Genomic DNA, 13,274 nt, shown 5'->3' on the forward strand with positions numbered 1-13,274 from the left:
CGGTTAATGCGGCCGAATTAACGACCGTACAAGTTCTCAATAGCAGCAAAAGTACCGTCAGCGATCAGCTCTTGCGCGGCTTTTTGCAGCGCCGCCACCATTTTAGGATCGGTGTCTTTGTTCAGCGCCAAGTACAGCGGCGTGTTTTTAAACGTCAGTACTTTACGTGGGTCCATATTGACCGCATCCGACGCAGTGTATGGGCCAGCCAGCTCATCGGATACCCAAAGATCGATCTGACCGAGCTGCAAGCGACGTGGATTCAGCGCGTCGTTATTGATCACCGAGACGTTAAAGCCTTGCTCCAACAAGTAGTTGGTCATGACATCGCCTTTGTAACCACCGATTTCGTACTTTTTCGCATCGGCTAACGAGTTCAGCGTAATGTTGGACTCCGGCTGCGAGAACAGCGTCCAACCAATGTTGGTCAGCGGGCCCACCCACTCAAACCAGGCTTCACGTTCTTCCGTACGGGCGGCACAATAAATACCGTGATTCGGCTTGCGCTTAACACGGTCCAAACCAAAGCTCCAGTTACGTAGTTTGATTTTCACTTCGTAAGGAACTTTTTGAATAATCTCTTTCACCATGTCGGTACACAGGCCGCCGATTTCCTCGGCATCATGCGCAAACGGACGACCATCCAAGGTCATGTTGTAGGGCGGGAACTGCTCCGTAAACAGGAACAACTTGTTGTCTGCCTGTGCATGGCAAGCCAGGATCAGGGCCGTCATTGCAAACAGTTTTTTCATGCCTGTGTCATCTCCGCTGTGCTGGTGCTTCTTTGATAGCCTAGCTGATTGGTATCGCTAGGTTGTCAAACATTGTTATGGTTTGTTTCTGCGCGGATTGTACCTACTGTATAGTATTTAGCCAGCACTAGTAAAAAACTTGTCATATATGTCGTATCAAGGCACCGACATGGGGCGCCACTAAGTAATTTTATGACGCAAATAAGCGCCGACTGGCTCATAACATTACCGTCGCGACACAAATCGTAACCCCAGTTCACGCGGCACCGTTTCTTTATCCAACCACACTGAGTTTATGTAACCGGCCCAAACTCCTGTAACCCTTTCATGCAACAGCGCCCCAAGTAAACACAGTACCCGCGTTGCCGCCAAGGCCATTCTGAGAGACAATAGCGCGCCTCTGAATAGGGGTAGCGGTGTGGGCCGTGACAGCCTCTTATCTAATCAACCAATCACCATGATTGCAGGAGTCGTTACATGACCACCCGTTCCGAACTGGCCAATGCCATTCGCGCTTTGAGTATGGACGCCGTTCAGAAAGCCAAATCCGGCCACCCCGGTGCCCCAATGGGCATGGCTGATATTGCCGAAGTCCTGTGGAACGACTACCTCAAACATAACCCCAATAATCCAGAATGGGCTGATCGCGACCGCTTTGTGCTGTCCAATGGTCACGGCTCCATGCTGATTTATTCACTGCTGCATTTGGCCGGTTACGATCTGACCATTGATGATCTGAAAAACTTCCGTCAGCTGCATTCAAAAACACCAGGCCATCCTGAGTATGGCTATGCCCCTGGCATCGAGACCACCACTGGTCCGCTGGGCCAAGGCATCGCTAACGGTGTCGGCATGGCCGTAGCTGAAAAAGTACTGGCTGCCCAGTTCAACCGCGATGGCCACGATATCGTTGACCACAACACCTATGTGTTTATGGGCGACGGCTGCATGATGGAAGGTATTTCCCATGAAGCCTGTTCTCTAGCCGGCACCTTGGGCTTGGGCAAACTGATCGCCTTCTACGATGACAATGGCATTTCCATCGACGGCGAAGTGGAAGGCTGGTTTACAGACGACACGGTTAAGCGCTTTGAATCTTACGGTTGGCAGGTAATTCCTCGCGTTAACGGCCACGATCCAGAAGAAATCAAACAAGCCATCGACACGGCCCGCGCCAATAGCGAGCAGCCAACGCTGATCTGCTGCAAAACCATTATTGGTTTCGGCTCGCCTAATAAAGAAGGCAAAGAAGAATGTCACGGCGCACCGCTGGGCGACGATGAAATTGCCTTAACACGCGAGCGTCTGGGCTGGACACACGGTGCGTTTGAAGTTCCTGAAGACGTGTACCAGGGCTGGAGCGCGAAAGAAAAAGGCGCAGCAGCTGAGCAAAACTGGAATGACAAGTTTGATGCCTATGCGCAAGCGCACCCAGAATTGGCGGCTGAGTTTAAACGCCGTATGGCTGGCGACTTGCCAGCTGATTTCGCGGCCCAAGCCCAAGCTTACATTGAAGAGTGCCAAGCCAAAGGGGAAGAGGTCGCATCACGTAAAGCGTCGCAAAACACCCTCAACGCTTTTGGCCCTATGCTGCCTGAGTTCCTTGGTGGTTCTGCCGACTTGGCTGGCTCTAACCTGACCTTGTGGAAAGATGCCAAAGGCGTAAGCGACATCGACGCCTCGGGCAACTACCTGTTTTACGGCGTGCGTGAATTTGGCATGAGCGCCATGATGAACGGCATCGCCTTGCACAAAGGCTTTGTCCCCTACGGCGCTACCTTCCTGATGTTTATGGAATACGCTCGCAATGCCGTGCGTATGGCTGCCTTGATGAAGCAACGCAGCATCTTCGTGTACACCCACGATTCCATCGGTTTGGGCGAAGACGGCCCCACTCACCAGCCGGTTGAGCAGGTTGCTAACTTGCGCAACACACCTAACCTGGAAACCTGGCGTCCTTGCGACACCGTTGAGTCAGCAACCTGCTGGAAAGCCGCCATTGAACGCACAGATGGCCCAAGCGCGCTGATTTTCTCCCGTCAGGGCTTGAAGCATCAGCCACGCAGTGCTGAGAAAGTGGCCAATATCGCCAAGGGTGGCTACATTCTGCGCGACGCTGTTAACCCACAAACGGGCACCCCTGATGCCATCATCATTGCCACTGGCTCGGAAGTAAATCTGGCCATAGAAGCAGCTGAGCAGCTGGCTGGTAAGCAGGTACGTGTGGTGTCTATGCCGTCGGCTGAAGTGTTCTGCAAGCAAGATGCTGCTTACATTGAGTCGGTACTGCCTGCGAGCGTGAGCGCACGTGTCGCGGTAGAAGCACTGCACAAAGATTTCTGGTACAAGTTTGTTGGCCTCAACGGCAAGATCATTGGTATGGATACCTTTGGTGAGTCGGCGCCAGCTGGCGATTTGTTCAAAGAGTTTGGCATCACCACAGACGCCGTGGTCGAGGCAGTCAACAGCTTGCTGTAAACTGTCCAGCCTCACCCTGGTGATAGCACCAAAGCCGCAGCTGAGACTGCGGCTTTTTTGTGTCTGCAGTGTGGATCGGCTAAGTTGGAGACAGTTTTCAATGGAGGACGGCATGCTGCGGTTAGTTGCCTTTCTGTTGCTGTTCACGACGCTGCAAAGCCATGCCTTGCGTATCATCAGCCTGGAAGAACCCCCCACCAACTATCGCCTGAATGGCACATTTACTGGCACCACCACGGAGCTGGTGGAAGCCTTACGGCAACAACTGGCCCCGAGCACCAACATCGAAGTGCTGCCGCCAGCGCGGGTGATTCACCTTTTGCAGCACAGCGAGACGCCCGTATTGGCCTTTACCATCGGCCGTACCGCAGAACGCGAGGCCTTGGGCTGGCACTTTATCGGGCCGGTAATCACGCGCCGTCATGTTATCTGGGTGCGCCAGCAATATGAGTTAGCGCTGACTAACGGCACAGACATACTGTCACTGACCCTAAGCGGCACTCGCGGTGACTGGCGGGTCGATTTTTGGCAACAACAAGGCAGCAAAATCGAACAAACCCGCAGTCATGTCCAAGGCCTGCGAATGATGCACAGCGGCCGCACCGATGGTTGGATTTCGTCTGACATCGAAGCGCCGATTCTGGCAGCGACACAGGGCATTGCTGTCGAGGAGTTGAAAATCGCCCACACCTTTCGCCAATCGGCCAGCTACCTGGTGTTTTCGGCCAACACACCGGCACAGCAAGTCGAACGCTGGCAGCAGGCCTATCAGCAACTCATTGGCAGTGATTTTGTCAGCCAGCAAGCGCAATATTGGAGTGGCGTACTCGGCTATCCACTCACCTTCGACCCCAAGTTGGGTTATCACATGCTGGAAAAATAATTGCTGTCACGGTCAACCATTTCCCGCGCCACTCGTTATACCGGAAACAGCCTGAGTAACAGCAGACTGCGGAGATAACTCAAGGGTGCAGACACTGGATCAATTCCTCGCCGCGGTGGAGCGTAAAGCATTCCGTATGGCACAACTGGCGGTGAAGAACGAAGCCGATGCGCTGGATATTGTGCAAGACAGTATGATCAAACTCGCCCAGAGTTACGGCCACTGGCAAGGCACCGAACAAAGCCAGCAGTGGCGTGCGCTGTTCTATCGCATTTTGCAGAACAGTATTCTCGACTTTCATCGCAGTCAAAGCCGCTGGCGGCGCTGGTTTACGCCCCAGCCGACCACCAGTGAAGACGATGACAACTGGCTCGAGCAACACAGCCAGGCGATTGAGTTTGGGCCGGATGAGTATTTGCAACAGCAACATCTGGGCAAGCGTGCTCTGGCCGCCATTGAGGCATTGCCGCTCAAGCAACAGCAGTGTTTTCTGCTGCGCAGCTGGGAAGGACTGTCGGTGGAAGAAACCGCCGCGGCGCTGAATATTTCGCCGGGAAGTATCAAAACCCATTACTTCCGGGCACTGAAGAAACTGCAACAGGTGTTACATGAAGAAGCCGAGTGAGCTAGAGCGACAGCTGCATCAGCATCTTGATCGCAGCGTCGAGCAGCTGCCAGCGGACACTGAGCAGCGATTGGCGCAGGCTCGCCAAGCCGCATTGAATGCAGCCTGTAGCGATCGGGTTATTGAACTGCCTGTCCGTCGTCAGCGTTTGACCACGCCAGCCTGGGGCATTGCTGCCAGCGTGTTGCTGGCCATGCCGCTGTGGTGGTCGATCAATCAATCGCCGCCCAGCTCACAGGAATTAACCGCTCCGCAGCTGTCTGGTTTAGACTTCATCACCACCCTGGCAGAGCTGAGTGATGACGACGTTGATGTGGCCGATGATTTGGAGTTTGCGCTGTGGCTATTGGAGCAGGATATGCCTGCTGATCGTGGGTAGTGGCATGTTAATGAATCCGCTATTCGCAGAGCCCAGCGCCATCGATGACGAAGCATTTTTGTTGTTTCTGGCCGACAGCGAAGACCATGAAGGCGAGGTCATTGATCCGCTCAGCATGATTCCAGCCGACGGCGAGCATGACGAAAACCATGATGCCAGTGATGACGTTAGCGAGCAGCACACCACCACGACCCACAGCAACGAGGAGGCAAGCCATGTTGAATAAAGTCTTTCTCGCGCTACTGCTGATCTGTTGTCACGGTGCCTGGGGGCAGGAGTTCGGCCAATTGCCGGCGGATGTGCAAACCACCCTCAAACCCTTTGAGCAGCGCTGGGATTCCCTCGACGATCACAAGCGGGCCAAGTTGATTCGTGGCGCTGAACGCTGGAATCAATTGAGCCCGGCGCAAAAGAAAAAAGCGCGTCAACGCTTTGAACGTTTCCAACGCCTGCCCAAAGCACAACGGGAGCTGGCGCAGCAGCAATTGCAGCAGTATTTGCATTTGCCGCCGCATAAACGCCAAAAGCTGAAACGCCAATATCGTCAGTTTCAACAACTTAACCCAGCGCAGCGCCAGCGGTTAAAGCAACAGTTTGATCGTCAGCGCCGCCCACCGCCCCGGCCTTAAATCGACAACAGATTGCCAGCTCGGGCCGCATAAACTGATGTTCAATGTCTAAAACGCAATGCCCAGACTGATGGCCCGATAACCGTCGGGCCAGCCCTGCTCGCTGCTGCGCTGCCAACTAAAACCGACATCCCAGTGGCGATAAAACAGCGTCATACTGACATCTTGATAGCTGATCGCCGCAGCTTGACCGTTTTGCTCTGACTGTCGTTGCACCGGTGTGCGCGAATGCGGGCGAAAGCTGTGCGCCTGCACACTGCCTTCGCCACGCAGACGCCAACGGCGGCTCAGTGCCAACGCCGCTCTGGCATCCCACTGCGCGGACAGATTCCATAAGTAGGCTGCCTGAATACTGACATTGGCCAACAGGCTGACGTCATCACCTTGTGTGTCAACTCGTTGCAGTGGCGATTGGCGTCCCATCACGCGCAGACGTTGTTGATAGCGCGAGGATTGCCGCGCAAGACCGGCCAGTACAACACCTTGCACATTGTCCCAGCCCTTGTGCGTGCCGATATCCAGCGACCAAAGGTCATCTTCGAAACTCAGCTGTTGCGTGGCTAGCGCTTGCGGCAAGGTTTGGCTTAAGTCTTCACTGCCTTGGCCAGTGCTGTAGGCAACGCCGAGCCAATAATCTTGCTCCAGCGGCTTAGAAAAACCAGGCACAAGACCAGCCAACAAATATTCAACATACACACTCCATTGTCGCGACCAATAATCCACCTCCCATTGCCCAGACTGTTGCTGCTCAACACGCTGACCGCTAAACAATAGATTCCAATCGCCACGCATTAAACCGACAGAGGCAGTGGCGCCGGGTGCATCCAGCTCATAACGCTGCTGATTTAACTGTGTCTCCAGCCGTTCTTGGGTCAGCCCTGCCTGCAGATACCATCGTGACTTAGGCTTGGGTGATTCGAGCTGGGTTGGCTGGGGCTGGGGCGATTCGAGCGGGCTTGCCTGCTCCGATTGAAGATCGCTCTGATGCTGCTGCGCCAAAGCACTGTTGGTCAGGACCATGTTAAGTCCGGCGGCGACTAAAGCCAGTCGTGCGAACTTTCCCTCGCGGCTAAGCCGTTGAATATCATCCATCCGCAGCAGTTCCACCGCCCAATTTAAAATTTTATTTATTTTTTTCATCTCGCCTGTCAACCAATCCGCCAGCGCCACGTTTAAACACCATGCACGCAGTCGCGGCATAAAACAATGCCAGGTCCGGTAAGCACTTTGTGACACCGGCCGCTGTGAGCCAGCTGGGTTCACAGCGACAAAGACGGTCACGGAAAACTGACCAACCTTTAGCATCTGGCTGGACATATTATTCACCAACAGCACGGCTGCTGCACAAATGTGGACAGCCTGTAGGAGCACAGCATGAAAAAACTGACTTCAACTTTGTTACTGGCATTGGCCGTTACCAGCCCAATCACTTTTGCTGGCGAAGCCTCCGAGCGTTGGAATCGCTCCGAAGCTCGCCAAGAGCGCATTCGCGAGCACGCCGCAGAGCTGGGTTATGACCTCAGCACCGAAGAAGGACGCGATGCCTTTAAAGAATACCGAGAGCAACGCCGCGCTGAAAAAGCCGCTGAGCTGGGCTTCGATATTTCCACCGAAGAAGGCCTAGCGGCGTTTAAAGAGCACCGTCAGGAAATGCGTGAGCAACATCGTGCGGAGCGACAAGCCATTCGAGAGCAAATCTCTGAGTTGAGCGAGGAAGACCGGCTGGCACTGCGGGAAGAATTACAGGCACTCAACCGCGAAGAGCGCCGTGAGCTGCTGCAACAGCGTTTTGGTAGCTGATTGAATGCGGGCGCCAGAAGTGCTCACCACACTTCTGGCGCCATCTTCGATATAGACGTCGGCGTGTCTGGAGAATGATATGAATCGTTACCTTATAGCCATCCCATTTATATTGTTGTCTTGGCATAGCCTGGCACAACCCTTTGAGGTTGAAATGGATATCAGCCGTGGATTTAACGACAACGTTTTTCTGGAGTCCGACGAGATACTCAGTGCGGCCGACAGCGATAACTATGAGTCAGAGGATGTACAAACTCAAGCTGGTATTTTTCTGGCTTACGAGTTTGTCGATGCCGAGTACACAGACGCCAGTGTCATCGTCGATTATTTTCAAGAATGGTTCGACAATAACGAGCTGGAAACCAGCATTCACAGTTACTCATTGCCAGTGGCCTTTTACCTCGGCGACTATCGCCTTAAAACCACACTCTCTCACAGCCAATATCAATTGTCTGGCGATGACGTACTGGCCTATCGCGGTGGCAAGCTGGAGCTGACACGTCGGCTCGGTGATCATCGCTTTGGTGGCCAGTGGTCGCTCACCGAAAAAACGCCTAAGGATGCTCGCTATGATGGCTACGACGGTCAATCCAGTGACATTGGCGGCTACTTTTTATGGCGCGGCCTGCAGCAGTCGGCTCGACTCGCCGTGCATGGTTTCGACAATCGTTATCAAGACGAATACCTCGCCACTCGCGGGTATTATGTCAAAGCCAGTTATAAACACGGTTATCGACATCATCGCTGGACATTGTCTGGTCGCTATAAAAAAACCCACTACAACCCAGACCCTTTGTATACGGACACTCGTAGCGACCGGCTGTTCTTTCTCAGTTACCAGCATTCCGTTGATCTGTTCGATCATACCGACCTGTATTTTCGCTGCGAATACAGCGTTAATCGCTCCACCATTGCAGAGCAAGACGACGACTTTAATTACCAACAGTGGATCAATAGCGTCGGAGTCAGAATTGCGTTATGACGGTAAAACATCCACGGTAAAGCGGCGATATTGCTGCAACTGACTTGCTGACCAGCATCCTAGCCTTCAAATAAGGCGGGCCATCTCAGCAAACAGCCAAGCTAAAAATGACAAAAAAGTCATTAAAACTCATATTCACAACTGAAAAACAGCTCTGATTCATGATTTTTTAATCAACAGCAAAATACACTGGGCGGGCTAAACTCAGTCAAAATCCTACAAAGGGACGCCAGGATGACATTGCGCGCCGGCATTCGCTTGACCACCGTCTCGGTATTTTTCTTAGTGACCCTGGCGGTCGCGCTGATTGCCATCAGTCTGCAGTATTATTTTGGCCAACGAATGGCACGTGATGTCGCTCAGGAACATTATCTGCAAGCGTCTAACTCGGTTGTGTCACAACTGAGCAATATGGAAAAGCAAGGCGCCAACACCATACGCCTGATCTCCCAGCTACCCGCGCTGCTAGACTCCGACCAAGAGCTTACCATTCGACAATATTTTAAGCGTGTACTGCAGCAAAACCCAGCTTTCTACGGCGTCTATATTGGCCGTGATGATGGATATTTTTATGAGCTGATTAATTTAGAAACCAGCGAGTCCGCCCGCGCCACTCTCAATGCGCACCCATCCGATCGCTGGGTGGAAATGCGAGTGCGGCAAGTTGATGGCGAGCGCACACGCCAGCTGCAGTATTACGATTCCGCCTTCAATTTACGCTGGCAGCACAGTGAACTCAGTGATTACGATCCGCGCCAACGCCCCTGGTATCGAGAAGCACAACAGCGCCAGACGCTGTATCAAACCGAGCCCTACTTGTTCGCTCAACTGCAAGCACCGGGCATGACCCTGTCGCAAGTACTGCCAGATCAACAGTCCGTGGTTGGTATTGATCTGCTATTGACGACATTGTCCGACTTCCTGCAGACACAAGGCTTTGGCACCCACTCTGGCCATGCCTATATTTTTCAACAAAGCGGCGACCTGATTGCCAGCAGTCAGCATGGCCCTGCCACCCTGAGCAGCTATCTACCCACCCTCGTGCTCACCGATGAGGAACAACGGTGGCTGCAACAACAAGACACTTTACGCGTTTCGAATGAACTGAACTGGCCGCCCATGGACTTTGCGCTAGAGGGCCAACCGCGCGGCTATTCCATCGATTTACTGCACATGATTGCTCAGATAACAGGCATGGAAATGACTTTCGTCAACGGCCTTAGCTGGGAGCAATTGGTGGAGCGTTTTCAAAATAACGAGCTGGATATCCTGCATTCGGTTTTTTTAACCGATGCCAACCGTCATTGGGGGTTGGCATCGACTGCTTACGCTACCCTGCCCTTTGCTCTGGCAGCCAAGCAAGACGGAGTAAGCCTGTCACAGCTGGCGGGCCGATCCTTGGCCATTCCCGCAGGCTGGTCGGTTATTCCCATCGTTCAACAACAGTTTCCTGATATTCAGATTCGCCAAGCAGAGTCCACCCTCGAAGCCATGCAATGGGTGCAACAAGGGTTAGCCGACGCGGCGCTGGATAACGCCGTGGTTTTGCGTACTTTAAAAAGCAGCTATTACCTTAATGACATCAAAATCAGTAACCACATTGGATTAACGGTCAATGAGTCACTCGAACAACTGGTGATGTTGGTACAGCCTGAAAATACGCAATTGCAGCGCATACTAAACAAAGCCATCGCAGCGATTCCCGAGCAACATCTACAAACCCTCAAGTCGCGCTGGCTGGACCCGTACAACGCGCACCCTGCCAGCAGTAATCGCGTTCCCCCAGCCATGCTGGAGGCTCAGGCACAAGTATCACAGCATGCACTGGTGCCGCTGCAACACAATGGCAAACCCTACTATGCCTATGTACGTACATTAGAAAACCCGGCCAATAGCCAGCATCGCTACTTTGGTGTGCTGGTGCCGCAAGCCGTGGTCGACGGTCCATTTATGCAGCAAGTTAAAATTTCTATTGCCATCAGTGCCGCCATACTGGCGCTGATTCTGCCGCTGTCTTGGGCATTCGCCTACCCAATCGTTCGCCCGGTACGCGAACTGGCCGCCGAAAATGACAAAATTCGAATGCACCGAGAGTCACATGTGAAACATGTTCCATCACGCATTTTGGAACTGGATCAATTGTCAGAATCCATCGTGCAAATGGTGCAAACCATCAAGCAACAAGAACAAAGTCAGCGCGACTTACTGGATGCCTTTATTCAACTGATTGCCGATGCCATCGACCAAAAGTCACCCTACACAGGTGGTCACTGCGCGCGAGTACCAGAGCTGGCGCTGCTGTTGGTCAAAGCCGCCGATGACAGCCAAGACGATGCCTTTAAAGACTTTAGCGTCGAAGGGCGCGACGCTTGGCGAGAGCTGCGCATTGCTGCCTGGCTGCACGACTGTGGCAAAGTAACAACACCCGAATACGTGGTAGACAAGGCCACTAAGTTAGAAACCATCCACAATCGTATTCATGAAATACGCACCCGTTTCGAAGTGTTGTGGCGCGACGCTGAAATCACCCGTTTACGTCAAACGTTGGCGAATCCAGAACAACAGTCCTTATGGCAGCAACAATGCGATGAAAAGCAGCAACAACTGAAAGACGACTTTGAATTTATTGCCAGCTGTAATATTGGCGGTGAATATCAGGATGACGCCAAACAACAACAACGCTTACAGCAACTGGCAGATACGACTTGGCAAAGGCACTTTGACGACCGACTGGGCCTGTCTATCGCTGAAATAAAGCGCTTTGCTGGCCCAGCGGCAGATTTGCCAGTGACCGAACCGCTGCTAAAAGATGGCCCCGAACACATCATCGAACGCGAGCATGACCTGAGTTACATGGAGTCCTTAGGCATCCAGATTGAAGCGCCGGAGTATCTATACAACCGTGGTGAATTGCATAACCTGATGATTTCACGCGGCACCTTAACGCCGGAAGAGCGCTTTAAAATCAACGAGCATATTATTGCCACCATTCGCATGCTGGAAGCACTGCCCTTTCCCCCGAGTTGGCATCCGTTCCGCGCTACGCCTCCACCCACCACGAAAAAATGGACGGTAGTGGTTACCCACGCAAGCTGTCGGCGGAACAACTGTCGATACCAGAACGTATGCTGGCCGTTGCTGACGTGTTCGAAGCCCTAACCGCCTCCGATCGACCGTATAAAGAAGGCAAAACCCTGAGCCAAACACTGAACATTCTGTCATTTATGGTCAAAGACCAGCACCTCGACCGCGATGCTTTTGAGTTGCTGCTGAGCAGCGGGTTGTACTTGCGTTATGCGCAGAAATACCTAAAGCCTGAACAAATAGACGACATCAACATTGACGACTATCTGACCTCAACACGGCCCAAAGCTCAGCGCACAGCTGAGAGCAGCCAACAGTCGGCTAAGGCTTAAAGTGGCGGTGATGTGCTATTTCGGTTTTTCATTCAGTTTGTTTAATACACGGCACCTGCTACGCGGCCGGATCAATGAAAAAAGCAGACCGAATACAAGACTGACGGCCAAGTTGACACAAACGGCTTAACCACGGCTACTTTTACTGTATGTTGACTAGGGTGAACTGGAACCGGCCTGCGTATCTATGAATCATACGCGGCCCCTAATCACCCCATTACTGACTCTGCTTCACCCAAGGAACCGGTATGATGAACCTTTGCATTCGCTTTTTACTGGCCACGGTGCTTTTTAGTGCTGTGGCTAACGCCAACGATTTGCCCGCCGTGATTGTTGACTCCGTGCAGCAAACCAAAGCGCGGCCGGATATTGAAATCGCCGGACGCATCAGCGCGGTGCAGCGTGTGGAAATTATTCCACGCGTGAGCGGGATATTAGAGCAGCGTCATTTTGTTGAAGGTACCCGGGTAGAACAAGGCGCCGCGCTTTTCAGCATTGAAAAAGTGGCGTACGACATCCAGCTCAAGCAAGCCAAAGCCGCTTTATTAAGCGCACAGGCAACGCAGAAACAAGCCAGCGCGGAATTGAGCCGCCAGCGCACATTGAGAAAAACTGGCGCTACGTCTAAGGCACAGTTAGAGTCCGCTGAAGCCAGCTTTGATCAGGCCAAAGCCCAGGTGCTGCAAGCCCAAGCGCAATTGCAGCAAGCCGAACTGAATCTGAGCTACACCGATATTGTCAGCCCCATTAGCGGCACCATTAGTCGCGCCATGATCAACAGTGGCAACTTGGTGGCCGCCAATACCAGCCAATTGGCTACCGTCGTGCAAACGGACCCGGTGTACGTCGATTTATCGGTATCAGACAAAATCCTATTGCAGGCTCGGCGCCAGTCACCCAGCCTGGAAGAAGCGGACATGGTGCCGTATCTGATTCTGGCCGATGGCCAGCCCTATTCTTACGCCGGGGAGTTCGACTTTCTCGCACCGGAAGTGAACACCGAAACCGACTCGGTGGCCATACGTGCGCAATTTCCCAACCCAGAAGGCTTGCTGCTGCCGGGAGAGTTTGTGCGTGTCACCCTAGAACCTAGAGACGCAACCGACGTCATTACCGTCTCGCAAGCGGCGGTCCAGCGCGACCGTGATGGCTTTTTTGTGTTGGTGGTCAACGATCAGCAGACTGTCGAGCAACGCCGTGTGGCACTGGGCGAACAAATGGACGCCGACTGGATCGTTATTTCCGGGTTAACGGCGGGTGAGCGTGTCATCGTGCAGGGGCTGCAGAAAGTACGTAACGGCCAGACCGTTAACGCCGTGGAGCAATAATT

12 protein-coding genes and 1 pseudogene are annotated in these 13,274 nt (G+C 53.1%); 11 read left to right on the forward strand and 2 right to left on the reverse strand.

The features are described 5' to 3' along the window. Window positions 1-17 precede the first annotated feature (17 nt). Window positions 18-752 (reverse strand): substrate-binding periplasmic protein, encoded by a 735-nt coding sequence (locus CHH28_RS01485; RefSeq protein WP_233243702.1) that lies wholly within the window; start codon window positions 750-752, stop codon window positions 18-20. Window positions 753-1,229: 477 nt separating this feature from the next. On the opposite strand from CHH28_RS01485, the gene tkt reads away from it, so the two are divergent. From tkt to CHH28_RS01510, 6 genes are all read left to right on the forward strand, one after another. Continuing rightward, on the forward strand, window positions 1,230-3,230 hold the full coding sequence (gene tkt / locus CHH28_RS01490; protein ID WP_094058649.1) for a transketolase: 2,001 nt from the start codon (window positions 1,230-1,232) through the stop codon (window positions 3,228-3,230). Window positions 3,231-3,342: 112 nt separating this feature from the next. Further along, window positions 3,343-4,113: a substrate-binding periplasmic protein gene (locus CHH28_RS01495; RefSeq protein WP_157729717.1), complete on the forward strand. Its 771-nt coding sequence runs from the start codon at window positions 3,343-3,345 to the stop codon at window positions 4,111-4,113. Between the two features lie 85 nt (window positions 4,114-4,198). Further along, window positions 4,199-4,738, forward strand: coding sequence for an RNA polymerase sigma factor (locus CHH28_RS01500; RefSeq protein ID WP_199243970.1), 540 nt, complete (start codon window positions 4,199-4,201; stop codon window positions 4,736-4,738). Then, window positions 4,722-5,117 carry a DUF3619 family protein gene (locus CHH28_RS01505; RefSeq protein ID WP_094058651.1) on the forward strand — a complete coding sequence of 132 codons (396 nt, stop codon included), beginning with the start codon at window positions 4,722-4,724 and terminating at the stop codon, window positions 5,115-5,117. Before CHH28_RS01500 ends, CHH28_RS01505 begins: the two co-directional genes overlap by 17 nt. A gap of 10 nt (window positions 5,118-5,127) precedes the next feature. Then, the gene (locus tag CHH28_RS19800; RefSeq protein ID WP_157729718.1) at window positions 5,128-5,343 is read left to right on the forward strand and encodes a hypothetical protein; all 216 of its coding nucleotides are present in this window, start codon (window positions 5,128-5,130) and stop codon (window positions 5,341-5,343) included. Next, a complete protein-coding gene (locus CHH28_RS01510; protein ID WP_157729719.1) occupies window positions 5,333-5,746 on the forward strand; it encodes a DUF3106 domain-containing protein in 414 nt (137 codons plus the stop codon). The genes CHH28_RS19800 and CHH28_RS01510 overlap by 11 nt, the downstream gene beginning before the upstream one ends. Before the next feature lie 48 nt (window positions 5,747-5,794). Here the strand turns inward: CHH28_RS01510 and CHH28_RS01515 are convergent, their stop codons facing one another. Further along, the gene (locus CHH28_RS01515; RefSeq protein ID WP_157729720.1) at window positions 5,795-7,063 is read right to left on the reverse strand and encodes a hypothetical protein; all 1,269 of its coding nucleotides are present in this window, start codon (window positions 7,061-7,063) and stop codon (window positions 5,795-5,797) included. Window positions 7,064-7,120: 57 nt separating this feature from the next. Here CHH28_RS01515 and CHH28_RS01520 point away from each other — a divergent pair, with 57 nt between their 5' ends. The 5 genes and pseudogenes from CHH28_RS01520 to CHH28_RS01540 all read left to right on the forward strand — a co-directional run bounded on the left by CHH28_RS01520 (window position 7,121) and on the right by CHH28_RS01540 (window position 13,272). Continuing rightward, window positions 7,121-7,546 carry a hypothetical protein gene (locus CHH28_RS01520; RefSeq protein ID WP_094058654.1) on the forward strand — a complete coding sequence of 142 codons (426 nt, stop codon included), beginning with the start codon at window positions 7,121-7,123 and terminating at the stop codon, window positions 7,544-7,546. A gap of 79 nt (window positions 7,547-7,625) precedes the next feature. Then, window positions 7,626-8,528 (forward strand): hypothetical protein, encoded by a 903-nt coding sequence (locus CHH28_RS01525; RefSeq protein ID WP_094058655.1) that lies wholly within the window; start codon window positions 7,626-7,628, stop codon window positions 8,526-8,528. Window positions 8,529-9,371: 843 nt separating this feature from the next. Continuing rightward, window positions 9,372-11,438, forward strand: a pseudogene (locus CHH28_RS20315) (transporter substrate-binding domain-containing protein); the annotation flags it as partial. 113 nt (window positions 11,439-11,551) lie between these two features. Further along, window positions 11,552-11,944 (forward strand): HD-GYP domain-containing protein, encoded by a 393-nt coding sequence (locus tag CHH28_RS20320; protein WP_332881225.1) that lies wholly within the window; start codon window positions 11,552-11,554, stop codon window positions 11,942-11,944. A 248-nt stretch (window positions 11,945-12,192) separates the two neighbouring features. Continuing rightward, window positions 12,193-13,272, forward strand: a complete 1,080-nt coding sequence (locus tag CHH28_RS01540; RefSeq protein WP_094058658.1) for an efflux RND transporter periplasmic adaptor subunit — start codon at window positions 12,193-12,195, stop codon at window positions 13,270-13,272. The last annotated feature ends 2 nt before the right edge of the window (window positions 13,273-13,274 follow it).

Origin of the sequence: Bacterioplanes sanyensis, from assembly GCF_002237535.1 — a bacterium.
GTDB classification, from domain to species: Bacteria; Pseudomonadota; Gammaproteobacteria; order Pseudomonadales; family Oceanobacteraceae; genus Bacterioplanes; species Bacterioplanes sanyensis_A.

Coding starts and splice junctions, on each gene's coding strand:
- CHH28_RS01485 (WP_233243702.1), bottom strand. CDS start 752: ATGAAAAAACTGTTTGCAATGACGGCCCTGATCCTGGCTTGCCATGCA.
- tkt (WP_094058649.1), top strand. CDS start 1,230: ATGACCACCCGTTCCGAACTGGCCAATGCCATTCGCGCTTTGAGTATG.
- CHH28_RS01495 (WP_157729717.1), top strand. CDS start 3,343: ATGCTGCGGTTAGTTGCCTTTCTGTTGCTGTTCACGACGCTGCAAAGC.
- CHH28_RS01505 (WP_094058651.1), top strand. CDS start 4,722: ATGAAGAAGCCGAGTGAGCTAGAGCGACAGCTGCATCAGCATCTTGAT.
- CHH28_RS19800 (WP_157729718.1), top strand. CDS start 5,128: ATGAATCCGCTATTCGCAGAGCCCAGCGCCATCGATGACGAAGCATTT.
- CHH28_RS01510 (WP_157729719.1), top strand. CDS start 5,333: ATGTTGAATAAAGTCTTTCTCGCGCTACTGCTGATCTGTTGTCACGGT.
- CHH28_RS01515 (WP_157729720.1), bottom strand. CDS start 7,063: ATGTCCAGCCAGATGCTAAAGGTTGGTCAGTTTTCCGTGACCGTCTTT.
- CHH28_RS01520 (WP_094058654.1), top strand. CDS start 7,121: ATGAAAAAACTGACTTCAACTTTGTTACTGGCATTGGCCGTTACCAGC.
- CHH28_RS01525 (WP_094058655.1), top strand. CDS start 7,626: ATGAATCGTTACCTTATAGCCATCCCATTTATATTGTTGTCTTGGCAT.
- CHH28_RS01540 (WP_094058658.1), top strand. CDS start 12,193: ATGATGAACCTTTGCATTCGCTTTTTACTGGCCACGGTGCTTTTTAGT.